This window comes from Sphingosinicella ginsenosidimutans, assembly GCF_007995055.1.
Classification (GTDB): domain Bacteria; phylum Pseudomonadota; class Alphaproteobacteria; order Sphingomonadales; family Sphingomonadaceae; genus Allosphingosinicella; species Allosphingosinicella ginsenosidimutans.
On the sequence record NZ_VOQQ01000001.1, the window covers coordinates 1953681 to 1978847 of the forward strand.

Annotated in this window: 23 protein-coding genes and 1 pseudogene; 17 read left to right on the forward strand and 7 right to left on the reverse strand. The window is 68.5% G+C overall.

Annotated elements, in window-relative coordinates; genetic code table 11:
- Nucleotides 1-65: 65 nt before the first annotated feature.
- The 9 genes and pseudogenes from FRZ32_RS09875 to FRZ32_RS09915 all read left to right on the forward strand — a co-directional run.
- A complete protein-coding gene (locus FRZ32_RS09875) occupies nucleotides 66-1259 on the forward strand; it encodes a low temperature requirement protein A (RefSeq protein ID WP_147043344.1) in 1194 nt (397 codons plus the stop codon).
- Between the two features lie 96 nt (nucleotides 1260-1355).
- Nucleotides 1356-1883: an inorganic diphosphatase gene (ppa, locus tag FRZ32_RS09880; protein ID WP_147043345.1), complete on the forward strand. Its 528-nt coding sequence runs from the start codon at nucleotides 1356-1358 to the stop codon at nucleotides 1881-1883.
- Entirely contained in the window at nucleotides 1802-4795 is a 2994-nt protein-coding gene (locus FRZ32_RS09885) for a class I SAM-dependent DNA methyltransferase (RefSeq protein WP_243445254.1), read from the forward strand. Before ppa ends, FRZ32_RS09885 begins: the two co-directional genes overlap by 82 nt.
- Nucleotides 4796-4895: 100 nt before the next feature.
- Entirely contained in the window at nucleotides 4896-5279 is a 384-nt protein-coding gene (locus FRZ32_RS09890) for a DUF2946 family protein (protein ID WP_147043346.1), read from the forward strand.
- A gap of 40 nt (nucleotides 5280-5319) precedes the next feature.
- Complete coding sequence (locus FRZ32_RS09895; RefSeq protein ID WP_147043347.1) at nucleotides 5320-7602, forward strand: TonB-dependent receptor; 2283 nt, start codon at nucleotides 5320-5322, stop codon at nucleotides 7600-7602.
- A 258-nt stretch (nucleotides 7603-7860) separates the two neighbouring features.
- Entirely contained in the window at nucleotides 7861-8379 is a 519-nt protein-coding gene (locus FRZ32_RS09900) for a hypothetical protein (RefSeq protein WP_147043348.1), read from the forward strand.
- The gene (locus tag FRZ32_RS09905; RefSeq protein WP_147043349.1) at nucleotides 8321-9823 is read left to right on the forward strand and encodes a DNA-packaging protein; all 1503 of its coding nucleotides are present in this window, start codon (nucleotides 8321-8323) and stop codon (nucleotides 9821-9823) included. The genes FRZ32_RS09900 and FRZ32_RS09905 overlap by 59 nt, the downstream gene beginning before the upstream one ends.
- The gene (locus FRZ32_RS09910) at nucleotides 9720-10883 is read left to right on the forward strand and encodes a phage portal protein (protein ID WP_147043350.1); all 1164 of its coding nucleotides are present in this window, start codon (nucleotides 9720-9722) and stop codon (nucleotides 10881-10883) included. The genes FRZ32_RS09905 and FRZ32_RS09910 overlap by 104 nt, the downstream gene beginning before the upstream one ends.
- A gap of 112 nt (nucleotides 10884-10995) precedes the next feature.
- Nucleotides 10996-11277, forward strand: a pseudogene (locus FRZ32_RS09915) (DUF6127 family protein); the annotation flags it as partial.
- 162 nt (nucleotides 11278-11439) lie between these two features.
- Here the strand turns inward: FRZ32_RS09915 and FRZ32_RS09920 are convergent.
- Entirely contained in the window at nucleotides 11440-11772 is a 333-nt protein-coding gene (locus FRZ32_RS09920) for a hypothetical protein (RefSeq protein WP_147043351.1), read from the reverse strand.
- Between the two features lie 46 nt (nucleotides 11773-11818).
- Between FRZ32_RS09920 and FRZ32_RS09925 the strand changes: the two genes are divergently transcribed.
- The 4 genes from FRZ32_RS09925 to FRZ32_RS09940 all read left to right on the forward strand — a co-directional run bounded on the left by FRZ32_RS09925 (nucleotide 11819) and on the right by FRZ32_RS09940 (nucleotide 15269).
- Nucleotides 11819-12226 carry a phage major tail protein, TP901-1 family gene (locus tag FRZ32_RS09925; protein WP_147043352.1) on the forward strand — a complete coding sequence of 136 codons (408 nt, stop codon included), beginning with the start codon at nucleotides 11819-11821 and terminating at the stop codon, nucleotides 12224-12226.
- A gap of 51 nt (nucleotides 12227-12277) precedes the next feature.
- Nucleotides 12278-13414: a GTA baseplate fiber-binding domain-containing protein gene (locus FRZ32_RS09930; protein ID WP_147043353.1), complete on the forward strand. Its 1137-nt coding sequence runs from the start codon at nucleotides 12278-12280 to the stop codon at nucleotides 13412-13414.
- Between the two features lie 20 nt (nucleotides 13415-13434).
- Complete coding sequence (locus FRZ32_RS09935; protein ID WP_147043354.1) at nucleotides 13435-13932, forward strand: DUF2793 domain-containing protein; 498 nt, start codon at nucleotides 13435-13437, stop codon at nucleotides 13930-13932.
- A gap of 197 nt (nucleotides 13933-14129) precedes the next feature.
- Complete coding sequence (locus FRZ32_RS09940) at nucleotides 14130-15269, forward strand: OmpA family protein (RefSeq protein ID WP_147043355.1); 1140 nt, start codon at nucleotides 14130-14132, stop codon at nucleotides 15267-15269.
- A 203-nt stretch (nucleotides 15270-15472) separates the two neighbouring features.
- Here FRZ32_RS09940 and FRZ32_RS09945 read toward each other — a convergent pair whose 3' ends face one another.
- Nucleotides 15473-15724: a hypothetical protein gene (locus tag FRZ32_RS09945; protein ID WP_147043356.1), complete on the reverse strand. Its 252-nt coding sequence runs from the start codon at nucleotides 15722-15724 to the stop codon at nucleotides 15473-15475.
- Nucleotides 15725-16020: 296 nt separating this feature from the next.
- Here FRZ32_RS09945 and FRZ32_RS09950 point away from each other — a divergent pair, with 296 nt between their 5' ends.
- The gene (locus FRZ32_RS09950) at nucleotides 16021-17343 is read left to right on the forward strand and encodes a UDP-glucose dehydrogenase family protein (RefSeq protein ID WP_147043357.1); all 1323 of its coding nucleotides are present in this window, start codon (nucleotides 16021-16023) and stop codon (nucleotides 17341-17343) included.
- Between the two features lie 53 nt (nucleotides 17344-17396).
- Nucleotides 17397-17936 carry a superoxide dismutase family protein gene (locus tag FRZ32_RS09955; RefSeq protein WP_147043358.1) on the forward strand — a complete coding sequence of 180 codons (540 nt, stop codon included), beginning with the start codon at nucleotides 17397-17399 and terminating at the stop codon, nucleotides 17934-17936.
- Here FRZ32_RS09955 and thpR read toward each other — a convergent pair.
- Nucleotides 17926-18477, reverse strand: coding sequence for an RNA 2',3'-cyclic phosphodiesterase (thpR, locus tag FRZ32_RS09960; protein WP_147043359.1), 552 nt, complete (start codon nucleotides 18475-18477; stop codon nucleotides 17926-17928). The two genes, FRZ32_RS09955 and thpR, sit on opposite strands and share 11 nt — an antisense overlap.
- 148 nt (nucleotides 18478-18625) lie before the next feature.
- On the opposite strand from thpR, the gene FRZ32_RS09965 reads away from it, so the two are divergent.
- Nucleotides 18626-19372 (forward strand): Bax inhibitor-1/YccA family protein, encoded by a 747-nt coding sequence (locus tag FRZ32_RS09965; protein WP_147043360.1) that lies wholly within the window; start codon nucleotides 18626-18628, stop codon nucleotides 19370-19372.
- Nucleotides 19373-19441: 69 nt separating this feature from the next.
- Here the strand turns inward: FRZ32_RS09965 and FRZ32_RS09970 are convergent, their stop codons facing one another.
- Nucleotides 19442-20326 (reverse strand): dienelactone hydrolase family protein, encoded by an 885-nt coding sequence (locus FRZ32_RS09970; RefSeq protein ID WP_147043361.1) that lies wholly within the window; start codon nucleotides 20324-20326, stop codon nucleotides 19442-19444.
- 118 nt (nucleotides 20327-20444) lie between these two features.
- Here FRZ32_RS09970 and FRZ32_RS09975 point away from each other — a divergent pair, with 118 nt between their 5' ends.
- Nucleotides 20445-21656, forward strand: coding sequence for a Gfo/Idh/MocA family protein (locus FRZ32_RS09975; RefSeq protein WP_147043362.1), 1212 nt, complete (start codon nucleotides 20445-20447; stop codon nucleotides 21654-21656).
- A gap of 3 nt (nucleotides 21657-21659) precedes the next feature.
- On the opposite strand, the gene FRZ32_RS09980 is transcribed toward FRZ32_RS09975, so the two are convergent.
- The 3 genes from FRZ32_RS09980 to FRZ32_RS09990 form a co-directional block, all read right to left on the reverse strand.
- On the reverse strand, nucleotides 21660-22304 hold the full coding sequence (locus FRZ32_RS09980) for a glutathione S-transferase family protein (protein ID WP_147043363.1): 645 nt from the start codon (nucleotides 22302-22304) through the stop codon (nucleotides 21660-21662).
- Between the two features lie 129 nt (nucleotides 22305-22433).
- Nucleotides 22434-24770, reverse strand: a complete 2337-nt coding sequence (gene clpA, locus FRZ32_RS09985) for an ATP-dependent Clp protease ATP-binding subunit ClpA (RefSeq protein ID WP_147043364.1) — start codon at nucleotides 24768-24770, stop codon at nucleotides 22434-22436.
- A 128-nt stretch (nucleotides 24771-24898) separates the two neighbouring features.
- Nucleotides 24899-25096 carry a DUF1192 domain-containing protein gene (locus FRZ32_RS09990; RefSeq protein WP_147043365.1) on the reverse strand — a complete coding sequence of 66 codons (198 nt, stop codon included), beginning with the start codon at nucleotides 25094-25096 and terminating at the stop codon, nucleotides 24899-24901.
- Between the last annotated feature and the right edge of the window lie 71 nt (nucleotides 25097-25167).

Consider the following 25167-nt stretch of genomic DNA (forward strand, 5'->3'; position numbering starts at 1 on the left):
CTTTCGCGCGCGGCGATTTTCGGCAACGATGGCCGGGCACACAAGGCCCGGACGGGGGGGCGCCCATGACGGCGACAGGATTGCTGCGCGAGCGCTCGCAAAGCGGCGAGGCGCGGGTCGAGACGGTCGAGCTGTTCTACGATCTCGTCTTCGTGTTCGCGATCACCCAGCTGTCGCACCGGCTGGTCCACCACCCGACGATCCATGGGGCGATCGAGACCGGCATCCTGTTCGTCGCGATCTGGAGCAGCTGGGTGAACACCGCCTGGGTGACCAACTGGCTCGATCCGAACCGGCGGCGGGTGCGCTTCATGCTGTTCGCGCTGATGGCCGGCGGGCTCGTCGTGTCGATGTCGATCCCCGACGCCTTCGCCGAAAAGGCGGTGCCGTTCGCCATCGCCTATGTCGCGGTGGAGCTCGGCCGGAGCGCGTTCACCGCGCTCGCGCTGCGCCGGCACGATCATGGCAATTATCTCAATTTCATCAGGATCCTGGTGTGGCAGGCGCTGTCCGGCGCGCTGTGGATCGCCGGCGCCTTCGATGCCGAAGCGCGCCTGTGGCTATGGGCCGGGGCGATGGCCTTGTGGACCGCCGGCCCGGCCGCCTTCTTCTTCGTCCCCGGCCTCGGCCGATCGAGCCCGGAGGACTGGAACGTCGAGGCGCATCATTTCGCCGAGCGATGCGGCCTGTTCATCATCATCGCGTTCGGCGAATCGATCCTGGCGACCGGCGACAGCTTCGCCGAGATCGAATGGACGCGGCCGGCGGCGATCGCCTTCCTCGCCTCCTTCGTTGGCACGGTCGCCTTGTGGTGGACCTATTTCGACATCGGCGCGGAGCGGGCGAGCGCGACCTTCTCGCACCGCGACCGGCGCGGGAGAGGGCAGGTGGCGCGGCTCGCCTACACCTATCTGCACATCGCGATCGTCGGCGGGATCGTCGTCGCCGCCGCGGCGATCCAGCTCGTCATCGCCGCGCCAGCGGGGCCGATCGCGCCGCCGGCCTTCGCGATGACGCTGGCCGGGCCGGCCCTGTTCCTTGCCGGCACCGCCGCGTTCAAGCGGGTGACCGGCGCGCGCTGGTGGCCGCTCTCCCACCTTGCCGGGCTCGCGGCGATCGCGGCGCTGGCGCTGGCCGGGCGCGCGCTCCAGCCGTTCCAGCTCGCGGTGGCGGTGGCGGCGGTGCTGGCGGCGGTCGCGATCTGGGAAACCCTGTCGCTCGCGCCGCGTCTTAATCGTTCGGCAATGGATCGGCCCTAGACCCGAAGGCCGATCAGAGGGCGGCCGCCGGACTTATGCGCCGGCGGCCGTTTTGCTGTTTCGCCCGGGCGCGCGGGGCGATAGAGAGCCCGGCCCATGAACATCGATCTCATCCCCGTCGGCGACAATCCGCCCGAAAGCCTCAACGTCATCATCGAGGTGCCGGTCGGCGGCGAGCCGGTGAAGTACGAATTCGACAAGAAATCGGGCGCGCTCTTCGTCGACCGCATCCTGCACACGCCGATGCGCTATCCGGCCAATTACGGCTTCGTGCCGCACACCCTCTCGCCCGACGGCGATCCGCTCGACGCGCTGGTGATCGCGCGCTCCCCGTTCGTGCCCGGCTGCGTCGTTCGCGCCCGGCCGATCGGCGTGCTCAATCTCGAGGACGAGCATGGCGGCGACGAGAAGCTGATCTGCGTGCCGGTGGACACCACCTTCCCTTATTATGCGGACGTCGCGCAGCGCCAGGACCTGCCCTCGATCGTGCTCCAGCAGATCGAGCACTTCTTCAAGCATTACAAGGACCTGGAAGAAGACAAATGGGTCCGCGTCGGCCGCTGGGGCGACGCCGCCGAAGCGCGAAGGATCGTCGAGGAAGCGATCGAGCGGGCGAAGGGGTAGCGGCATGGCGCCGCGAACAACTTGCCAAGGGCGGCGGCGGCAGGAATAATCGGTTCATGCGGCTGGGGTGGGATGAAATAAAGCGGCGCGCCCGCGCCTTCAGCCAGGAATGGAAGGACGCCCATTACGAAAAGGGCGAGACGCAAAGCTTCTACAACGACTTCTTTGAAATCTTCGGAGTCCGCCGTCGCACCGTGGCCAGTTACGAGCGGCGGGTCGAGAGCATCGACGCCAATCGCCGGGGCTTCATCGATCTGTTCTGGCCCGGCACCCTGATCATCGAACAGAAATCGGGCGGCCGCGATCTGCTGAAGGCGCAAGGCCAGGCGCTCGAATATTTCGACTGGCTGCCCGACAATCAAAAGCCGCGTTATATCCTCACCTGCGATTTCCAGCGCTGGCATCTGATCGATCTCGACACGAATCAGGACTGGCGATTCACGCTGGCCGAGCTTCACAAGCATATCGAGGCGTTCGCCTTCGTCCTCGGACGCCAGCGCACGTTCCAGACGCAGGCCACGGTCACGATCAAGGCGGCGGAGCTGATGGGCAAGCTCCACGACGCGCTCGAGGAATCCGGCTATGTTGGCCACGATCTCGAGCGCCTTCTGGTCCGGCTGCTCTTCTGCCTGTTCGCCGACGATACCGGCATTTTCCAGCCCGCGCAGATTTTCCTGCAATTGCTGGAGAATGACACCGCCGACGACGGCCGCGATACGGGCCGCGTGCTCATGGAATTGTTCGACGTGCTCGACACGCCCGACGGGCAGAACGGCACGGAGAACGAGCGGCAATCGACGCTCGCGGGCGAACTCAACCAGTTTCCCTATATCAATGGCGATTTGTTCGCAGGGCGCCTGCGCACTCCCGTCTTCGATGCGAAAATGCGCCAGTTGCTGATCGACGCCTGCCGCCACAACTGGAGCGGCGTCAGCCCGGCCATTTTCGGCTCGCTCTTCCAATCCGTGATGGACGCGAAGGAACGCCGCGCAAAGGGCGCGCACTACACGTCCGAAGCCAATATCCTGAAGGTGATCGGCCCGCTTTTCCTCGATGATCTGACGGCTGAGCTGGAGCGGATCATCGCGCGCAAGACTGGGCGCGATGCCCTGCTCGACGAGTTCGTCGCGAAGCTCTCCCGCCTGACGTTCCTCGATCCGGCCTGCGGTTGCGGCAACTTCCTGGTCATCGCCTATCGCGAGCTGCGCCGGCTGGAGCTCGCCGCGCTGGAGGCGCGCTGGCCCAAGACGATGACCAGTACGGGCGAGGTACGGCGACAGGGGATCATCGATCCCGGATTGCTCAGCCGCGTTCAGGTCAGCCAGTTCTACGGCATCGAAGTCGAGGAATTCCCCGCCCGCATCGCCGAAGTGGCGATGTGGATGGCCGATCACCTCGCCAACAATGCTCTGGGCGACGCCTTTTCGACCAACTATGCGCGCATCCCGCTCCGGGACTCGGCGCATATCCTCCATGCCGACGCGTTGGAGACCGACTGGTCGAGCCTGATCGCGCCGGAGAAGCTGAACTACATCATGGGCAATCCGCCGTTCGTCGGCGCCAAGTTCCAGACGCCCGAGCAACGCGCGCAGGTCCGCGCCATCGCCGGGCTGGGCGGCAGCGGCGGGACGCTCGATTTCGTCGCGGCGTGGTTCATCAAGGCGGGGCAGTTCGTCGCCGCCAATCACCGCATCCGCATCGCCTTCGTCGCCACCAATTCGATCAGCCAGGGCGAACAGGTCGCGCAGCTCTGGCCGATTCTGTTCGATCGCTTCCACCTTGAGATCGCCTTCGCGCACCGAACCTTTTCTTGGGGCAGCGAGGCGCGCGGCAAGGCGCATGTCCATGTCGTCGTGATCGGGCTTGTGCATCGCGATCATCAACCGGCGGAAAAGCGGCTGTTCAGCTATCCCGATATTCGCAGGGAGCCGATCGAGAGCCGGCATGAGGCGCTGACGGCGTATCTGTTCGATGCGCGCGGCGTGACGAACCGGCACTTGGTCGTGAAGGAGGAGGCTCGACCGATCAACGGCGCGGGAAAACTGCTAATCGGTTCGAAGCCGATCGACGGCGGTCAGTATATTTTTGACGCTTCGGAGCGTAGCCGATTCTTGAGCGAGGAACCCGGAGCCGCCAAGTTTTTGCACCCGTATCTAGGTAGCCAGGAATTCATCAACGGCGGCCTGCGCTGGATCCTGTATCTCGCTGCGGCTGAGCCATCCGAATTACGTGAGTTGCCCAACGTTCGGCAGCGAATCGCCAACGTCCGCGCAATTCGAGAAAAGAGCCCCAGTGCTGGAACGAGAATGCTTGCGCATACGCCGGCAAGTTATCACGTCACGGTGGTCCCCGAGCAGCCGTATCTCGTTATCCCGAAGGTAAGTTCAGAGCGTCGGGAGTATGTGCCATTGGGTTGGCTTGAACCGCCAACCATCGCTAGCGATCTGCTTTTCGTGCAGCCAACAGCGAGTTTGAGCGATTTTGCTATTCTGACAAGTCGCGCCCATATGGCTTGGCTCGCGCACATTGGCGGTCGACTAAAGAGCGATTTCCGCTACTCGATTGGCCTCGTCTACAACACCTTCCCCTGGCCCGACGCCACACCGGCGCAGCGCGCACGGATCGAGGCGCTGGCGCAGGCTGTGCTGGACGCGCGGGCCGCGCATCCGACCGCCAGCCTCGCCGATCTCTATGATCCCGATACGATGCCGGCCGACCTGCGCCGCGCGCATCATGCGCTCGATCTGGCCGTCGACAAGCTCTATCGCGCCGCGCCCTTCGCCTCCGATCGCGACCGCGTCGAACATCTCTTCGGCCGATACGAAGCGCTGGTGAACCCGCTGGAGCGGCTGGGCGCGGCGAAAAATCGGCGGATGGCCCGCAAAAGGGACAAGGCGGACCACGCAGCCTGAGCCGCCTCGACCCCTGCGGGAACCTCCGCTCCCGGCCGGCATCGAAGGGGGTATGGGCGGGTGCTTTCCTTCACGGCCTTGGCGGCTTAAGAGATCGGGCGTGACTCGCTGGATCGCCTTGCCGGAGCGCTGGCCCGCCTTGCTGGCGGTGCTGATCGCGCTGCTGCTGCGCGGGGGGATCGCCGAGGGCTATATGATCGGCACCGATCAATCGGGGTCGATCACCGTCCAGCTCTGCTCCGGCCGCACGATGGTGATGCCGATGCCCGGCCATCCGGGCGGCGACCATGACGGGCAGCCGCGCGAGATGCCCTGCCCGTTCGGGGTGCTCGCGGCGCCAGCCATGCCGTCGGCGCCGCCGATCATCGCGAGCCTGCCGATCCTGATCGCGCCGGCCTTCACCGCCGCGTTCCTGCCGACCTTCCTCAAGCCGCAGGCGGCCGCGCCGCCGCCGCCAGCCACGGGACCCCCTGCCGCCGCCTGAACCGCAACGGACCTTCAGGCCTTTTCAGGGGAATAGAGACATGTTCGCTTCACGAAAGGCGCGCGGCCTTGCGCGCCTGGCGCTGCTCGCGTCGGCGGCGCTGCCCGCCCAGGCGCGCGCCGCCGACGGACCCGGCGACGAGGGCGCGCCGCCGATCGTCGTCACCGCCACCAGGGACGACAGCGGGCCGGCGAGCGAGGCCGGCGTGGATGCCGAAACGCTGAGGACGACGACCAATGTCGTCAATGTCGAGGACAGCCTTCGCTACCTGCCGAGCCTGCTCGTCAGGAAGCGCCATATCGGCGACACGCAGGCGCCGCTCGCGACGCGGACCTCCGGCGTCGGGGCGAGCGCGCGCAGCCTGATCTATGTCGACGGGGTGCTGATCTCCGCGCTGATCGGCAACAACAACAGTTTCGCCTCGCCGCGCTGGGGGATCGTCAGCCCCGAGGAGATCGCGCGCGCGGACGTGCTCTACGGGCCCTATGATGCCGCCTATCCGGGCAATTCGATCGGCGCGGTCGTCAACTTCCAGACGCGGCTGCCGGACGGGCCGACCGGATCGCTGGTGGCGCAGGCCGAGGTGCAGGATTTCGGCCTCTACGGAACAAAAGGCGGCTATCCCGCGGCACGGATCGCGGCGAGCTGGGGCGGGCGGCAGGGCGCGATCGCCTGGTTCCTCTCCGCCAACCATGTGACCAGCCGGAGCCAGCCGCTCTCCTTCGCGACGGTGGCGCGGCCGACTGGCGCGGGCGGCGGTGGCGGGACCGCGGTGACCGGCGCCATCCCCGCCCTGAACCGGACGGGCGCGCCCATCTACGTGCTCGGCGCCGCGGGCCTGGAGGACCAGGACCAGGACAATCTGGCGGCGCATGTCGCGATCGACCTGGGGCCGGACTGGCGGCTGAGCTGGCGCGGGGCGCTGTTCCTCAACGACACCGACGCGCACGCCCAGAGCCTGCTTCGCGACGCGGCGGGGCGGCCGGTCTATGCTGGCACGCTGGCGATCGAGGGGCGAAGCGTGACCGTGCCGGCCAGCGCCTTTTCGAACGGGGTCTACAGGCTGGACGAGCGCCACCTGATGAACGCGGTGACGATCGAGGGGCGGGCAATCGGCCTCGACTGGCGGGCGATCGCATCGGCCTATGATTTCGGCCATGACGTGCAGCGTATCCCGAGCGGTGCGCTGCCCGACGCGAATGCCGGCGGGCCGGGGACGATCGTGCGGATGGACGGGACGGGCTGGGCGACGCTGGACCTTTCGGCGCGCCGGCCGGGCGGGGATCTCGCCTTCGGGCTCCATGCCGACCGGTTCACCCTGGCGAACGAGCGCTTCGCGACGACCGACTGGCGTCGGGGGGGCGCAGGCGCGCTCGCGCAGGCGGCGCGCGGGCGGACGCGGACGCTGGCTTTGTGGGCCGAGGATCGCTGGCGGATCGGCGGCGGCCTGCTGCTCACCCTTGGCGGGCGCGCCGAATGGTGGCGCGCCTTTGACGGGTTCAACTTTTCGGCCCAGCCGGCGCTCGGCGTGATCCAGCCGGAGCTGAGGCGCGCGGGCTTTTCGCCAAACGCGTCGCTGCGCTGGACAGCGCCGGACGGCGGCTGGCGGGCGACGCTCTCGGCGGGGCAGGCATGGCGATTCCCGACCGTGTCGGAGCTCTACCAGGCGATCGCGACCGGGCCGACGATCACCGTGCCCGATCCGACGCTGCGGCCCGAGCGCGCGCGATCGGCCGAGCTGGCGATCGAACGGCGATGGCGCGGCGGCCATGTGCGGCTGTCGCTGTTCAGCGAGACGGTGACCGACGCGCTGATCGCGCAGAGCGCGCCGCTCCTGCCCGGATCGACCCAGCTTTTCAGCTTCGTCCAGAATGTGGGGCGGGTGCGGACGCGGGGAATCGAGCTCGCCGGGGAATGGCATGACGCGCTGCCGGGGCTGGACCTTTCGGGGAGCGCGACCTGGGTCGATCCAGTCATCGCCAGCGATCCGGCCGTTCCGGCGGCCGAGGGCAAGGATGCGCCGCAGGTGCCGCGCCGGCGGGCGACCCTGGTCGCGACCTGGCATGTCGATGCGCGGACCGCGCTGACGGTCGCCGGGCGCTATTCGAGCCGGTCCTTCGCGACGATCGACAATAGCGACCGGATCGGCCACGCCTGGCAGGGTTTCGAGGCCTATCGCGTGATCGACGCGCGCCTGACCTGGCGGGCGAACGCGCATCTGGAGCTGGCGGCGGGCGTCGAGAACGGGACCAACGACCGCTATTTCCTGTTCCACCCCTTCCCGCAGCGATCCTTCATGGCGGAAGCGGCGTGGCGGTGGTGAGGGCAAGGCCGTCCCGGCATGTCATCGTGCCAGGAAAAATAACCAGATAGGTAAAAACATATTGACAGCGTCGCGCTGATATGGCACATACCTCCCATGCTCGGAAAGTGTAGCTGATTCGGATCGGCGGGCTTTCGGGGGTTTTTCAATCGATCGGGACCGGCGATCCTCCGCTTCGTGCGGGGGATCGGCGGGGCGAGCGCGATCGGCGCCGGCGCGGGGTTTCCCGGCCGGCTTTCTTTTTGAAAGCGGACAGCGATGGACGAAGCGGGAGCGGCGCCGCGGCGGCGGATCGACCTCAGGTGGACGAAACGGCGCAAGCAGCGATTTCTCGAACGGCTCGCCGAGACCTACGACATGGACGCGGCGTGCGCGGCGGCGGGGCTCGACTGGCCGACCATGTGCCGGCTGCGCGGCGACGATGCCGAGTTCGCGGCGCGATGGGAGGCGGTGATCGCCTCGGGCTACGACCGGATCGAGGCGATGCTGCTCCGCCGCGCCGGGGCCGGGCTTGGCGACGGGGCCAGGGCGGACGAGGCCGATGTCGCGCTGGCGCGCGAGCTGCTTCGCCAGCGCGGCGGCCGCAAGACCGGCGATCCGGCGGCGCCGCGCCGCACGGTCGCGCGGCCGTCCCCGAACCGCGAGCAGGCGATCGCATCGATCATGGGCAAGCTGACGGCGTTCCCGGGGCGGGCGCCCAGACCGAAGGATGACGAGGATGAAGGTGCCCCGCTGGCGGGAATGGCGCGACGAGATCGAGGCCTGCCCGCAGGCTGAGCTCCAGCGCAGGGTGCGCCGGCTCGGCCAGGAGATGCTCGACGCGTTCGGCCCGGCCTGGGTGATGAACGCGCATGAAGAGCAGCTGCCGCCCGAGGGCGACGACTGGCGCATCTGGCTGATGATGGCGGGGCGCGGCTTCGGCAAGACGCGGGCCGGCGCGGAATGGGTGAGCGCGCTGGCGCGGATGAACCCGACGCTGCGGATCGCGCTGGTCGGCGCGACGATCGAGGAGGTCGCCCGGGTGATGGTGCGCGGGCAAAGCGGGCTGATCGCCGTGGCGGCGGCGGACGAGGATGTGATCTGGCGGCCGTCGGCGGGGGTGCTGACCTTCGCATCGGGCGCGCAGGCCTTCGCTTATTCGGGCGCGAACCCGGAGGGGCTGCGCGGCCCGGAACATCATGTCGCCTGGTGCGACGAGATCGCCAAATGGGCGCGGGCGGACGAGACGTGGGACAATCTGATGCTGGGCCTGAGGCTCGGGCCAAGGCCGATGGTGCTCGCAACGACGACGCCGCGGCCGGTGGCGCTGGTGCGGCGCCTGATCGCCGAGGCGAAGACGACGCGCGGGCGGACGGCGGACAATCGCCACCTGCCGCCCGACTTCGTCGCGGCGATGACCGCGCGCTATGGCGGCACGCGGCTCGGCCGGCAGGAGCTTGACGGCGAGCTGATCGAGGAGGTGGAAGGGGCGCTGTGGACGCGGGCGCTGATCGAGCGGTGCCGGGCAGGCCCACCCCTCAATCCCCTCCCGCAAGCGGGAGGGGAGGCATTGCGGCGGGTGGTCGTCGGGGTCGATCCGCCGGCGAGCGCGGGCGGCGATGCGTGCGGGATCGTGGTGTGCGGCGCGGCGGCGGACGGGATGCTGCTGGTGCTCGACGACCGATCGGCTTGCGGGCTCGGCCCCGACGGCTGGGCGCGCGCGGTGGTCGCGGCGGCGCAGGATTGGGGCGCGGAGCGCGTGATCGCCGAGACCAACCAGGGCGGCGAGATGGTCGCGGCCATGTTGCGCGGCGTCGATGCCGCGCTGCCGGTGCGGTCGGTCAAGGCGCGCTACGGCAAGGCGCAGCGGGCGGAGCCGGTGGCGGCGCTGTTCGAGGCCGGCAAGGCGGGGTTCGCCGGGGCGTTTCCGGAGCTGGAGGACGAGCTTTGCGGCCTGCTGCGCGGCGGCGGCTATGACGGCCCGGGCCGAAGCCCCGACCGCGCCGACGCGATGGTGTGGGCGATGACCGAGCTGATGCCCGGGACGAGCGGGGCGCCGCGGAGATCCCTCCCCCCACCCTCTCTCCTAAAGGGGAGAGGGGATTGGACGTCGAGCAAGGGACATTCTGGAGAGCGACATGAAATGGTTCGGCCGGAAGGCCGTCCGGGATGCCGGGCGGCCTTTTTTGTTTGCGGGCATGGCGGGGCGGTTGGCGGGGGAGCCGTGGCCGCGGAGCTATGAGGCGCAGGTGCGCGAGGCGGTGCTGTCCAACGCGGTGGCGCAGCGCGCGCTGCGGCTGGTGAGCGAGAGCGTCGCGGGGGTGGTGGTGGTTGCGGAGACGCCGCAGGCCACTCCGCCATCCTCCGCGCAGCCCCCCTCCCCATCGCCTGCGGCGACCGGGAGGATCGGCGCGTTCCTGACGCCGCAGCTTCTTGAAAACGTGGCGATGCACCTGCTGCTCAACGGCAATGCGTTCGTGCGGGTGATCGAGGACGGGGAGGGGATGCCCGCCGAGCTGTTCGCGCTGCGGCCCGAGCGGGTGACGATCGAGGCGGACGCGCGGGGATGGCCGGCGGCCTATGTCTATCGCGTCGGCGAGGCGCGGACCCGGATCGCGGCGCGCGACGGGCTCGGGCGGCCGGGGGTGATCCACCTCCGGGCGCCGCATCCCCTGGACGACCATTACGGGCTCGGCTGCCTCGGCGCGGCGGCGCCGGCGGTGGCGGTGCACAACGCATCGGCGCGCTGGCACAAGGCCTTGCTCGACAATGCGGCGCGGCCGAGCGGGGCGCTGGTCTACGAGCCCGGCGACGGCGCCGCGCTTTCGGCCGAGCAATATGCGCGGCTGAAGGCCGAGATGGAGTCGCTTTTCCAGGGCAGCGCCAATGCCGGGCGGCCGCTGCTGCTCGAGGGCGGCCTCAAGTGGCAGGCGATGAGCCTGACGCCGGCGGACATGGACTTCGTCGGGCTGAAGGCCGCGGCGGCGCGCGAGATCGCGCTCGCCTTCGGCGTGCCGCCGATGCTGCTCGGCCTGCCGGGCGACAATACCTATGCCAATTACAAGGAGGCGAACCGCGCCCTGTGGCGGCTGACCGTGCTGCCGATGGCGGGGCGGATATTGAGCGGGATCGCCGGCGGGCTTTCGGCCTGGTGGCCGGGGCTGAACCTCGCGGTGGACATGGACCAGGTGACGGCGCTGCACGAGGATCGCGAGGCGCTGTGGCGCGCGGTGACGGCGGCGGATTTCCTGACCGTGGAGGAGAAGCGCGAGATGCTCGGGTTCGCGCCGGCGAGAGGGTGAGGGCGCGGCCTCGGTCCCCAAGCCAGCTGGGAAGGCCCCTCCACCACCCTCCGGGTGGTCCCCCTCCCCATCGCCTCCGGCGACAGGGAGGATTTGAGCGAAGGAACTTGAGATGACCAACCAGACATCGATGCTGGCGCTGCTCGTGGCGCAGGCGGAGGGGCAGGGGGCGGACCTCGTCACGCTGCGCGCGCTGATCGAGGAATCGAGCGGGACGGGGGCGGAGCGGGCGCTCGCCGCGCTCGGCCTCAGGGACGAGAATGCGCGGCGCGACATGGACGAATTGCGCGAGCTGCTGCGCGCCTGGCGCGACGCGAAGAAATCGGCGCTGTCGGCCGCGGTGGCGTGGATCGTGCGGATCGGGCTCGCGCTGCTGGTGGCGGGAATGGAGGTGCTGTCGATCATCTGTATCTGGGGGTGTTCGGTCTTCTCGTCAGCGGTTTGCCCAACGCAGTTTCCGGCCTTGTCGCCGCCCTTGTATGCCTCGCGACCAGCAAGCGCTTGATGAGAAGCCCCAGCTAGGCCCCCAAAAGCCACCCCTTTATGAGTTCACGACCTAGTGCGGCGATGCAGGCGTGATCGCCATTTCGAAGCGATCGTGGAAGTTCGTCCGCGAATCCTGGATCTCCTCGGTCGCGGTCTGCTCGGCCGCGGCGCGGGTCGCGCGCATCGCGCTCTCGCGCTGGATGATCGCGGTGCGGTAGGCGGCCTCTTCGGTCGTGCATTGCTGCGGAAAAGCCGCGGTGAACGCATCCATCGTCGCATGGGTGTCGATGCTGTGCTGCATGTAGGTGCGCAGGCACGCGTTGAACGCGTCACGGGCCGCCCGGGTGGTGTCGCTCTGCATCCCCGCGCCCGCCAGTGCGAAAGCCAAGACGGTTGAGATCATCTCGCCTCTCCCAATTCATCGGGGGTTAATCACAGGAGACTGCTGCATGAGTGCCGAAAAGGGAAGCGCCTTTTTGCTGAAGATCGGCGACGGCGGCGCGCCGCCGACCTATGCGACCGTGGCCGGGATGCGGACGACGCAGATGTCGGTGAACGGCGAGGCGGTGAACGTCACCAGCAAGGACAGCGGCGCGTGGCGCGAATTGCTGTCGGGCGCGGGCACGCGATCGGTGTCGGTCGCAGCGAGCGGCATCTTCACCGGATCGGCGGCGGAGACGCGGATCAAGACCAACGCGCTCGCCGGGACGCTCGACGATTACGAGCTCAGCTTCGAAAGCGGCGAGCGGCTGCGCGGCCGGTTCCTGGTGACGCGGCTCGATTATGCCGGCGATTATAATGGCGAGCGCACCTATGCGCTGGCGCTGGAGAGCTCCGGCGCGGTGGCGGCGGCGTGAGCGCGGCGAACCCCGTGCGGGGGGAAAGGCCTGGCCGAATATCGGCTGGCGATGCTCCGCGCCGGGCGGGCGAGCGTCAAGGCGGCCTATGACTGGCGGCGCGCGGACCTTCGCCCCGGGGCGCTGGCGCGGATCGAGGGGCTTGGCGGAGCCTGGAAGGTCTCGCGCTGGACGCTCGGCGCGATGCGAATGTCGATCGAGCTGACCGGCGTGCCGGGCGGATCGCCGGTCGCCGCGGATGCCGATGCGGGACGGCCGGCGAGCGCGGACGACCTGATCCAGGGCCCCACGACGCTGCGGCTTCGCGATCTCCCGCTCGGCAATCCGGCCAGCGGAACGCCGATGCTCTTCGCCTTCGCCGCCGGGGACGATGCCGGCTGGCGCCGCGCCGACCTGATCGCGACCTTCGACGACGGGGCGAGCTGGCTGCCGGTGGGGCGGGCCGGGCCGGCGACGATGGGCACGGCGCTGACCGCGCTGGCGGCGCGGCCCTCCACCCTGTTCGATACGGAGTCGGCATTGGAGGTCGAGCTGCTCAGCGAGACGATGTGGCTTGAGGGCGCGAGCGATGCCGCGCTCGCCGGCGGCGCCAATCTCGCGCTGGTCGGCGATGAGCTGCTGCAGTTCGGCCGGGCCGAGTGGATCGGCCCCCGGCGGTTCCGCCTGTCGCGGCTGCTGCGCGGGCGCCGGGGGACCGAATGGGCGGCGGCGGGCCACGGGGCGGGCGAGGCCTTCGCCCTGGTCGCGGTGGACGGGCCGGTGGCGATCGCCGCGCCCGAAGGATCGATCGGCGGGACGGCGCGGGTCAGCGCGCGCGGCATCGGCGATCCGGAGGATGTGGTCGTCGAGGCCGCGATCGATGGCGCCGCGCTGCGCCCGCCCGCGCCGGTGCATCTGGTGGCCGAGCGGCAGGCCAACGGCGACATATTGGTGCGCTGGGTGCGTCGCAGCCGTGAAGGGTGGAGCTGGCAGAGCGGCGCCGACACGCCGATCGGCGAGCAGTCCGAAGCCTATCGGCTCGATATTTCGGGCGACGGATTCCGGCGGCAGGAGATCCTGACGGCGCCGTCCTTCCTCTACAGCGCGGCCGACCAGGCCGGCGACGGCGCGGCCGGCCCGATCGTCTTCTCGGTCATCCAGATCGGCACCTATGCCGCCTCGCGCCCGGCCGAGATCATGGTCGATTGATTGAACGGAGACACCCGGAAATGAGCGATGCCAGCCCACGTTTTTCGCTGCCCTTCCTGCTGCCCGGCCAGGCGCAGAAGGAGATGTTCCACAACGAGGCGCTGCTTACCCTCGACAGCATCGTCCACCCTGTCGTCGAGGACGGACCGTCCGCAGCGCCGCCATCGGCGCCGGCCGAGGGCGAGACCTGGATCGTCGCCGGCGGGGCGACCGGCGCCTGGGCAGGCCAGGAAGATGCGATCGCGACCTGGAGCGCGGGCGGGTGGCGGTTCACGGCGCCGCTGCCGGGCCTGCTTGCCTGGAACCGGGCGGCGGGCCTGTGGCTCCACTGGGACGGCGCGAACTGGTCCGACGGGCGCCTGCCGGCGGCGGCGCTGGTCATCGACGGCGACCAGGTCGTCGGACCGCGCCAGCCCGCCATCGCAAGTCCCTCAGGCGGAACGACAATCGACGCCGAGGCACGAAGCGCGATCGATGCCCTGATTGCGACATTAATGTCACACGGGCTCATCGAATGAGAAAATCGTCGTGGCGATGCAACCGGAACGCGGCTGTTTAGTTTCGCACCGGTGACGGTCATTCGCGGTTCGCCTTCGTGACGAACTGCGGCATTTCCGCAACAGGTGAGGGGCGAAGCGCGCTTGCGTGCAATCTCCGCTTACCGTAAGGAGTTCATCGTCGTTCCCGTTTGGGACGCAGAAGAAAGGGGAAGATTATGCGGAAGCTCGCCATTGTTGTGGCGCTGTCGTCCACCATGCTCGCGACTCCGGCATTTGCGCGCAATGGCGCCTGGTATGTCGGTGGCGATTTCGGCGCGATGATCGTGGAGGATGTCCACTTCGATTTCGGTCTGACGCCGACGGTTCCGAGCGCTGCGGGCGCGCAGTACAACCTCAACCATGATTACGGGATCGATGGCGCGCTTTATGCGGGCTACGATCTGGGTGCGTTCCGGCTCGAGGCCGAGGTCAGCTACAAGCGGGCCCGGCTTGACGACATCGAAACCTCGGTTCCGATCCCGGGCGATCCCACGGTCGGCGCCGGCGGCGACGTCCTTCCGGCTGGCGGCGGTCGCACGACCTCGCTGAGCTTCATGGTCAACGGCCTGCTCGACTTCGGCGACGAAGACGGCACCAGCGGGTTCGTCGGTGGCGGTGTCGGTATCGCCCGCATCGACTACAACAACCAGCGCGCGTTCTCGAACGTTTCGCCGTTCCTCGACGATTCGGACACGCGCTTCGCGTGGCAGGTCATCGCCGGCGTCCGCCAGGCGATCAGTTCGAACATCGATCTCACCCTGAAGTATCGCTTCTTCAACGCGGACAACATCCGCACGGTTGATTATCGCGGGTTCGAATCCGAGTCGCGGTTCCGGTCGCACAGCCTGTTGGGTGGCATCACCTTCAACTTCGGCGCTCCGCCGCCGCCCCCGCCGCCCCCGCCGCCGCCGCCTCCGCCGCCGCCGCCTCCCCCGCCGCCTCCTCCGCCTCCGCCGCCGCCTCCGCAGGCTGTGGGGCCGTTCATCGTGTTCTTCGACTGGGACAAGGCGGATATCACGCCGCAGGCGGCCCAGATCCTGGACAACGCGGCGGCTGCCTATCAGCAGACCGGTCAGGCGAGCGTCGTTCTCGCCGGTCACGCGGACCGTTCGGGTTCCGACCAGTACAATGTCGGCCTGTCCCAGCGGCGCGCCGACTCGGTCAAGGCGTATCTCGCCGGCCGTGGCGTTCCGGACAGCGCGATGTCGACCGAGGCCTATGGCGAAAGCCGGCCGCTGGTCGAGACCGCCGATGGCGTCCGCGAGCCGCAGAACCGGCGCGTGGAGATCACCTTCGGCCCCGGCTCCGGCTGGTAAGAAGGACTTCGCCGCCACCCGCGGCGAAGGATCGACAAAAGATCGGAGCCGGCCTTCGGGTCGGCTCCTTTCTTTTGGGCGATGATATTATCGCGAGCCCGCGCCTCCGGGATGGCGGTTGCGGAAAGGTGCCGGGCACGAGCCCGCGCCGGAGAATCCGAAAAAACCCGAGCGGAACGCCTGCAAGCGACCCATTGCGGACGCTACGGCTGCCCGTCGCTCCTACGAAATCGGATGCTTTCGCCGTCACGGATGAAGCGGGAGCGGTCGCCCTTGTGGCGCATGTCCCACAGCGCCTGCTTCCGGCACGCCCCATCATGGTTCACGCGCCAAGCAACAAGGCGGCGCATCTCCTCGTCAGCGAAAATGAGGTTGTGAGCCTCCTCGACGGAGACGTTGAACTTTTCCCGTGTCCGCTTCACCAACTCGATGAAATCGCGGTTCTCATCGTCCACTGCCGCATCCTCTCTGGCGCAGAACGATAGATGGGCGAGGGTCCGCTTTCCACCCATAGCGGGGGTTCCGACCGGCGGCGGTCGGCGTGAGCGCGGTTCGCCGGCACGTTGACTGGCTGATGGGAGGGCGATCGCGCGGCGCGGCGGTCGCTGGGCGGGCCCGGGGCGCGCCTCGTCCCGGCGAGAAGCCGTGGCGGCTTTGCGTCGGCTGGGCCCTTGCGGGGATGCGAGGTCCTTCCACCCGCGTCGAAATCGCTCTAAGCGGGCGGCGACTATCGCTGTTCAGAGGCTCCCCGATGCGTATCGCGATGATCGGAACCGGCTATGTCGGCCTGGTATCCGGCGCCTGCTTTTCCGATTTCGGCCATGACGTCGTGTGCGTCGACAAGGACGCGAGCAAGATCGACGCGCTCCATCGCGGCATCATGCCGATCTTCGAGCCGGGGCTCGACGAGCTCGTCGCGCGCAACGTCCGCGCCGGCCGGCTCGCCTTCACCACCGACCTTGCCGAAGGGGTGAAGGGCGCCGATGCGGTCTTCATCGCGGTCGGCACGCCGTCGCGTCGCGGCGACGGCCATGCGGACCTGAGCTATGTCTTCGCCGCCGCCGCCGAGATTGCCGGCGCGATCGACCGGGCCACTGTGGTCGTCACCAAATCCACCGTCCCGGTCGGCACCGGCGACGAGGTCGAGCGGATCATCCGCGAGACCGCGCCGGAAGCGGAGGCCTGGGTCGTCTCCAATCCCGAATTCCTTCGCGAGGGCGCGGCGATCGAGGATTTCAAGCGCCCGGACCGCATCGTCGTCGGCGCCGAGGATCCCCGCGCGGCGGAGATGATGCGCGAAATCTACCGCCCGCTCTATCTCAACAAGGCGCCGCTGCTGGTGACCTCGCGGCGGACGGCCGAGCTCATCAAATATGCCGCCAACGCCTTCCTCGCGACCAAGATCACCTTCATCAACGAGATTGCGGACCTGTGCGAAGAAGTCGGCGCCGACGTGCAGGACGTGTCGCGCGGGATCGGGCTCGACGGCCGGATCGGGGCGAAATTCCTCCATGCCGGCCCCGGCTATGGCGGATCGTGCTTCCCCAAGGACACGCTCGCCTTGCTCAAGACCGCCGAGGACGCCGCCGCGCCGCTTCGGATCGTCGAGGCCGTTGTCAAGGTGAACGATGCCCGCAAGCGCGCGATGGGCCGCAAGATCATCAAGGCGCTCGGCGACGACGCGCGCGGCAAGACGGTCGCGTTGCTTGGCCTCACGTTCAAGCCGAACACCGACGACATGCGCGACGCGCCGTCGATCAGCATCGTCCAGTCGCTCGAGGATGCCGGCATCAAGGTGCGCGGCTATGATCCGGAAGGGATGGAACAGGCGCGCGGCCTGATGCCCAATGTCGAATTGTGCGCCAGCCCCTATGAAGCCGCCGCCGGCGCCGACGCGGTGGCGCTGGTGACCGAATGGGATGCGCTGCGCGCGCTCGATCTGCGACGGCTGGCCGCGACGATGGCGGGCGACGTGCTCGTTGACCTCAGGAACGTCTACCCGCCCGAGGAAGTCGCGGCGGCGGGCCTCAAATGGTCCGGCGTCGGCCGCGGCGGACGGTTGAGGACCGCCTGAGCGCAACCGAAAGCGGCGCTTTTCGTTCGGTGGGCAAGCAAGGGAGACAGGCAATGAAGGCAAGGACGATCCGACTTGGTCTGGCGGCGGCAATGCTCGGCGCCGGCGCGACGCTCGCCGCCGCGATGCAGCCCGCGCACGAGGCTCACGAGGCGCGCGCCGACATCAAGGACGCGGCCCGCCATGTGGTCGCCCATGCCCGGCTGACCCAGGAGACGGACGGGGTCCGCCTGCGCGTGACGGCGACGGGCGGGCTGCCCGAGGGCGTGCACGGCATCCACATCCACATGACCGGACAATGCGAGGCGCCCGGCTTCACGAGCGCAGGCGGGCATTGGAACCCGACCGCGCACCAGCATGGCACGCTCAACCCGCAGGGGCCGCACATGGGCGACCTGCCGAACCTCACCATCGATCGGCACGGCCGCGGAACGCTCGACACGGTGATCGCCGGCGGAATGCTTCAGGGCGGCGCCAACCCGCTGCTCGACGCCGACGGCGCGGCGGTGGTGATCCATGCCGGGCCGGACGATTATCGCAGCGATCCCGCCGGCAACAGCGGCGGACGCGTCGCCTGCGGGGTCATCGGCTGAGGGCAGGGCCGTCCAGCGCGTAGCGTGCGATCTCGGTATAGACGGCGCCATCGGGCGCGAGCGTGCTTTCGAACAGGCCGAAGCCGGCGGCTGGGAAAGGCTGGCTGGCGAGGCCGCCCTGGGCGGTGACGAAATCGCCAACCGGCCCGGACGACGCGCCGAGCCTGGCCAGCGTGATGTGCGGCAGATAGGCGCGCTTCTCCGGCGCGAGGCCGACGCGCAGCAGCGCCTGCTCCACCTTGTTGTTCAGCCGTTCGAGCGGCGCGCGCGGGCTGACCCCCGCCCAGAGCGCCTCGGGCCGGCCGCGCCGATCGAACAGGTCGACCCCGTCGAGCGCGATCTCGAACGCCGGGTGATGGACCGCGGCGAGCGCCGCATCGATGTCCTGCGCGGTATGGCGATCGACCTCGCCGATGAAGCGCACGGTGAGGTGGAGCTGATCGTCGCGCTGCCAGCGCGCGCCGGCGATCCCGCCCATCCGGCCGAGCAGGAGCGCGCGGATGTCCTCCGGCGGGCGGATCGCGACGAACAGGCGGCGCATGCTCCGATTATAGGGCCTTTCCCAGCGGGGGAAACGGGCGGTGGGCTTCGCAGGGGCGGCGCTGTGCGCCAGTTTCGCTTGAAAGCAGGTCGTATTCCCACGATATTGCTCCTGTCCGGCGATGATCGCCGGGATAGGAGACTTTGAAATGGCCAATTGGTCCGACCCGCAAATCGGCCCGGGCGCGCAGCCCGCGACGACGATCGGCCGCGACGTCGCGTTCGACGCGGGCCTGCGCGGCTACATGCTGTCCGTGTACAATTACATGGCCTCGGCGGTGCTGCTGACCGGCATCGTCGCTTATGCGGTCGCCGCGTCCGGCTGGGCGCTGGCGCTGTTCAACCCGCAGACCGGCGGCGCCTCGCTGCTCGGCTATGTCGCCATCTTCGCGCCGCTGGTGCTCGTCTTCGTGATGAGCTTCGGCATCAACCGGCTGTCGACCGGCGCGGCGCAGGCTCTTTACTGGGTCTATGCGGCGCTGCTCGGCGTGTCGCTGTCGACGATCTTCCTCGTCTATACCGAGGGCTCGATCGCGCTGACCTTCTTCGCGACCGCCGCCGCCTTCGCGAGCCTCAGCCTCTACGGCTATACGACGAAGCGCGACCTGTCCGGCATGGGCACCTTCCTGCTCATGGGCCTGGTCGGCCTCATCGTCGCGTCGATCATCAACCTGTTCTGGCTCAACGACACGTTCAGCCTGGTGATCGCGGCGCTCGGCGTGTTCATCTTCGCGGGCCTCACCGCCTATGACACGCAGAAGATCAAGAGCATCTACTTCCAGGTCGCCGGCACCGATTTCATCGGCAAGGCGGCGATCATGGGGGCGCTGAACCTCTATCTCGACTTCATCAACATGTTCCTCTTCCTGCTGCGCTTCCTGGGCAACCGGAACTAAGGGCAGCGGCGAGAGCCGAAACCGAAAGGCCCGGCGGCGACGCCGGGCCTTTTTCGTTGGGGCCGAGGCTCAGCCGTGGCCGAGATGCCGGCGGAAGAAGGCGATGGTCGCCGTCCAGGCGCGCGTCGCGGCCTCGGCATTGTAGCGCGCTGCCGACGTGTCGTTGTGGAAGGCGTGATCGACGCCCGGATAGGTGATCTGCGTGACATCCTTGTGCGCGGCCCGCAGCGCCGCGACCCAGGCGGCGCCGCGCTCGTTCACGCGGCTGTCGAGGCCGGCGAAGTGGAGCAGCAGCGGCGCCTGCACCCGCCCCGCATCGGCCGGATCGGGCGCGGGCCCATAGAATGCGACGCCGGCGGCGAGATCCGACCCCGCCGCGACCGCGAGCCGATCCACCATGCCGCCGCCCCAGCAGAAGCCGAGGATGCCGACGCGGCGGCGGTGGCCGCCATTGGCGCCGAGCGCGCGGATCATCGCGGCGCCATCGGCGGTGACCGCGGCCATGTCGAGCGCGCCGATCATCTCGCGCGCGCGATCCTCGTCGGCGGGCGTGCCACCCGCGGGGCTGAGCAGGTCCGGCGCGATGGCGACGAACCCGGCGACCGCAACGCGCCGCGCGACATCGCGGATATAATCGTTGAGGCCGCGATTTTCGTGGATGACGATGACGAGCGGGGTCGCCGGCGCGGCGTTCACGGGCGCAGCATCGTAGAGATCGTAGACGCGGCCTGGCGCGGCCTCCCACCGGCTCGTGCCGGTGCGGATACGGGGATCGTCCGGGGCGACCTCGGGCTCGGCCGCAGAGCAGGCGATGCTCGAGAGCAGCATCGCGCCGGCCGCGGCGCTGCCGGCGATTCGCGTCATGCCGGCGATCAATTCGCGCCGGTCCATCCCGCCTTCGTGGGTGAAGCGATCGTAAAGCGCGATGGCGGCGCGCTGGACGTTGTCGGTCATCTCATCCTCCCTTGCCCTTCGACCCCGCGCGCGGCGGCCGCGCCGCCTGCATAACGCATGTTAGCGCTACCGGTCAGCGGTGAGCACGCTTATGGTGGCGAAAAAGGGGAGGATCGCCATGACCTGGTCTTCGATCAGCCGACGCGCCTTCGTCGCCGGCGGTGCGTTGCTCGCGGCGGGCGCGGGGCAGGCCGAGCCGCCGCCTGACCGGCTCGTCGGACGCCCCGATCCGCAGCTCGACACGCCCGAGCCGCTGCCGGAGGATCGGCAGCTCGGCTTCGCGGTCGTCGGCCTCGGCAAGCTCGCGCTCGGCGAGATCATGGACGCCTTCGCGACCGCGCGGCGGGCGAAGGTGACGGCGCTGGTCAGCGGCAATCGCGACAAGGCGCTGCGCGTCGCGGCGCGCTACGGCGTGCCGGAGAGCGGCCTCTACAGTTACGACGATTTCGACCGGATCGCCGACAATCCGGCGGTCGATGTCGTCTATATCGTCCTTCCCAACGCCCTTCACCGCGCCTTTGCCGAGCGCGCCTTCCGGGCCGGCAAGCATGTGCTGTGCGAAAAGCCGATGGCGACCAATGTCGCCGATTGCGCGGCGATGATCGCGGCGAGCGAGGCGGCGGGGCGCAAGCTGATGATCGCCTATCGCTGCCAGTTCGAGCCGCACAACCTGATGGCCATGCGCGCGATCCGCGGCGGCGAGCTTGGCGCGGTGCGGGTCATCACCGCCGATGTCGGGCGGGGCACCGACCCGCGCGACCCGGCGGACCAGTGGCGGCTCAACCGCGCGCTCGCCGGCTCCGGATCACTCTTCGACATCGGCATATACGGCCTCAACGCGGCGCGATTCCTGGTCGGCGAGGAGCCGGTGGAGGTCCGCGCCCAGCTTTACGCACGGCCGGACGACCCGCGATTCCGCGAGGTCGAGGACGTCGTCGTGTGGACGATGCGCTTTCCCGGCGGCGCGCAGTTCCACGGATCGACCAGCTATTCCTACAGCTTCACCAACCGGATCCAGGCGACCTGCGACAATGGCGTCCTCGTGCTCGATCCGAGCATGGAATATCACGCCCAGCGCCTCCAGATCCGCGACCGCACCATCCAGATGTCGCCGATCGACCAGTTCGCGCGCGAGATGGATCATTTCTGCATGGCGATCACCGACGGCGTGCCGATCGTCGCCGACGGCGCGGAAGGGATGCAGGACGTGCGGCTGATGCTGGCCATCCTCGAGGCCGGGCGGACCGGGCGGGCGGTTTCGACCGACTGGGGCTATCGCCGCGCCGCCGATCCGGCGACGAGCGTGCCAGACCGGCTGGGCGTCGCCTGACGCTCAGGCCTGCGCCGGCTTCGCCTGGGGCATGGGTGCGAGCGCGTCGTCGATCTCCCGGGCGCGCAGGGCCGCCGGGCGGCTCATCAGGCGGCCGAAATAGGCCTCGAAGCCCGGCCGCTTCGGGATCGATCCGAACATCATGCCGAAGCCGATCTGCGAGCCGACATAGACATCGGCCGCGGTGAACGCCTCGCCGCAGACATATGGCCCCGGCGCGATCGCCCGCTCCAGCGCATCCATCGTCTCGTCGAAGCTGCCATAGCCGACAAAGGCCTTCTTCTCCGGCGGGAAGCTCACCTCCAGCGCCTTGTTGGTCACCGCCGCCTCGACCGGCCCGGCGGCGAAGAACAGCCAGCGGAAATAGGGCGCGCGCGCCTTGTCGCCGAGCGGCGGCGCGAGCCCCTTTTCCGGAAAGGCATCGGCAAGATAGGCGCAGATCGCCGCGGCCTCGGTGACCACCGCGTCGCCATGCCGGATCGCCGGCACCTTCCCCATCGGGTTGATCGCGAGATAATCGGGCGCCTTCATCGTGCTCGCATAATCGAGCACGACGGTCTCGTAAGGCTCGCCCACCTCCTCGAGCATCCAGCGCACGATGCGCCCGCGCGACTGCGGGTTGGTGTAGAAGGTGAGATCGGCGGCCATGGCGAGTCTCCCGGGCTTGGTTCCGGAGAGCCTATCGCGGCGAGGAGGCATCGGCCAGTCGACTCGCTTCCCGTCGAAGGCCGGCGCGGCAAAAAAAGGGCCCTCCCGGTCGGGGAGGGCCCTGGTTCGTCAGGCCTGCGGTTCGCTCTGGTCCTGTTCCTTCGGCTTCTTCGCGGCCGCCTTCTTGCGGCCCTTGGAGGCCTTGGGCGGGGCGGCCGTGATCTCGAAGGCGGGGGCGCCATCCTTGATCCGCACCTTCACCTCGCCGCCATGGACGAGCTTGCCGAACAGGAGCTCCTCGGCCAGCGGCTGCTTGATCTTCTCCTGGACGAGCCGGCCCATCGGCCGCGCGCCATAGAGCTTGTCATAGCCGCGCGCCGTGAGCCATTCGCGCGCCTCGTCGTCCAGCTCGATATGGACGTTGCGATCGGCGAGCTGGAGCTCCAGCTGCAGGATGAACTTGTCGACCACCCGGGCGACGACCTCGGTCGGCAGGTAGCCGAAGGGCACGATCGCATCCAACCGGTTGCGGAATTCCGGCGAGAACATCCGCTTCACCGCTTCCTCGCTGGCATCTTCCTTCGAAACATTGCCGAAGCCGATGCCCTCGCTCGCCATGTCGGACGCGCCGGCATTGGTGGTCATGATCAGGATGATGTTCCTGAAATCGACCGTCTTGCCGTGGTGATCGGTGAGCTTGCCGTTGTCCATCACCTGCAGGAGGATGTTGAACAGGTCCGGATGAGCCTTCTCGATCTCGTCGAGCAGCAGAACGCTGTGCGGATGCTGATCGACCGCGTCGGTCAAGAGACCGCCCTGATCATAGCCGACATAGCCCGGCGGCGCGCCGATGAGGCGGCTCACCGAATGGCGCTCCATATATTCCGACATGTCGAAACGCTGGAGCGGGATGCCCATGATCGAGGCGAGCTGGCGCGCGACCTCGGTCTTGCCGACGCCGGTGGGGCCGGAGAAGAGATAGTTGCCGATCGGCTTGTCGGGATCGCGAAGCCCGGCGCGCGACAGCTTGATCGCCGACGAAAGCACCTCGATCGCCCGATCCTGGCCGAAGACGACGCGCTTCAGATCGCGGTCCAGATGCTCCAGCGCCTTCTTGTCGTCCGACGAGACGCTCTTCGCCGGGATGCGGGCCATGGTCGAGATGACGGCCTCGATCTCCTTGGTGGTGATCGTCTTCTTGCGCTTGGACGGCACGACCAGCATCTGCATCGCGCCGACCTCGTCGATCACGTCGATCGCCTTGTCGGGCAGCTTGCGGTCGTTGATGTAGCGCGCGGACAGGTCCACCGCCGCCTTGATCGCATCGGGCGTATATTTGACGCCGTGATGCTCTTCGAAGGCGGAGCGGAGCCCGGCGAGGATCTTCACCGTATCCTCGATCGTCGGCTCGTTCACGTCGATCTTCTGGAAGCGCCGGAGCAGCGCCCGGTCCTTCTCGAAATGGTTGCGGAACTCCTTGTAGGTCGTCGATCCGATGCAGCGGATCGTGCCGCCCGAAAGCGCCGGCTTCAGGAGGTTCGACGCATCCATCGCGCCGCCGGAGGTCGCGCCGGCGCCGATCACGGTGTGGATCTCGTCGATGAACAGGATGGCGTGGGGCAGCTTCTCAAGCTCGCTGACGACCGCCTTCAGCCGCTCCTCGAAATCGCCGCGATAGCGGGTGCCGGCGAGCAGCGCGCCCATGTCGAGCGAATAGATGACGGCGGGCTTCAGCACGTCGGGCACGTCGCCCTCGACGATCTTGCGCGCCAGCCCTTCCGCGATCGCGGTCTTGCCCACGCCCGGATCGCCCACATAGAGCGGATTGTTCTTCGAACGGCGGCAGAGGATCTGGACGGTGCGGTCGACCTCCGGCCCGCGCCCGATCAGCGGATCGACACGGCCTTCCTTGGCCTTTTCGTTGAGATTGACGGTGAACTGCTTGAGCGCGGATTCGGGCTTCTTCTTGCCGTCGTCCGCCTTCGTCTCCTCCGCGCCCTTGGTCTCGACCGGCTGGGAGGCTGTGTCGCCCTTGCCGACGCCGTGGCTGATATAGGTGACGGCATCGAGCCGGCTCATATCCTGCTGCTGCAGGAAATAGACGGCATAGCTCTCGCGCTCCGAAAAGAGCGCGACCAGCACATTGGCGCCGGTGACCTCGTCGCGGCCCGACGACTGGACGTGGAGGATCGCGCGCTGGACGACGCGCTGGAAGCCGCTGGTCGGCGAGGGATCGGTGTCGCTGCCGACCTTCAGCGCCTCCAGATCATTGTCGAGATAGTGGCGGACCTGGTCCTTCAGCTCGCCAAGATTGACGCCGCACGCTTCCATGACGCGCCCGGCATGGACGTCCTCGGTCAGCGCGAGCAGCAAATGTTCGAGCGTCGCATATTCGTGGTGACGGCCGCTCGCCTCGGCGAGGGCGTTGTGGAGCGTCTGTTCGAGCTCACGGGCGAAAGATGGCATCTTCAACTCCTGTGGCCGCGCGATCCGTTCGCGGGCCGCTTGTCCCCAATGTCGGGCCTCGCACGGCGTTCATCAAGCCGCCGCCCCGAAACATCTGGGGAAAACCCGGTTCGCGGCCGGGCCTTCGCTCATTTCCTGAATAGCTCGTCGGCGCTTGCGCGGAAGTTAACCGCGTTCGCGAGCTTCGCCTTCACCCGGGCGATCTCCGCCTCGAGCAATGCGATCCGCGCCTCAAGCTCGTGCACCGAGAGGGGATCGAGGTCCTGCTTGCCGAGCAGGACGAGCGGATCGTCCGGCCGGTCTGGGAAGAGCTCGTCGAGGTCCATCCGCAGAGCGTTGACCCAAGTCGCCGCGCTGTCAATAAACCGCCCGCAAATTCATCACGAATCAGGGAAAA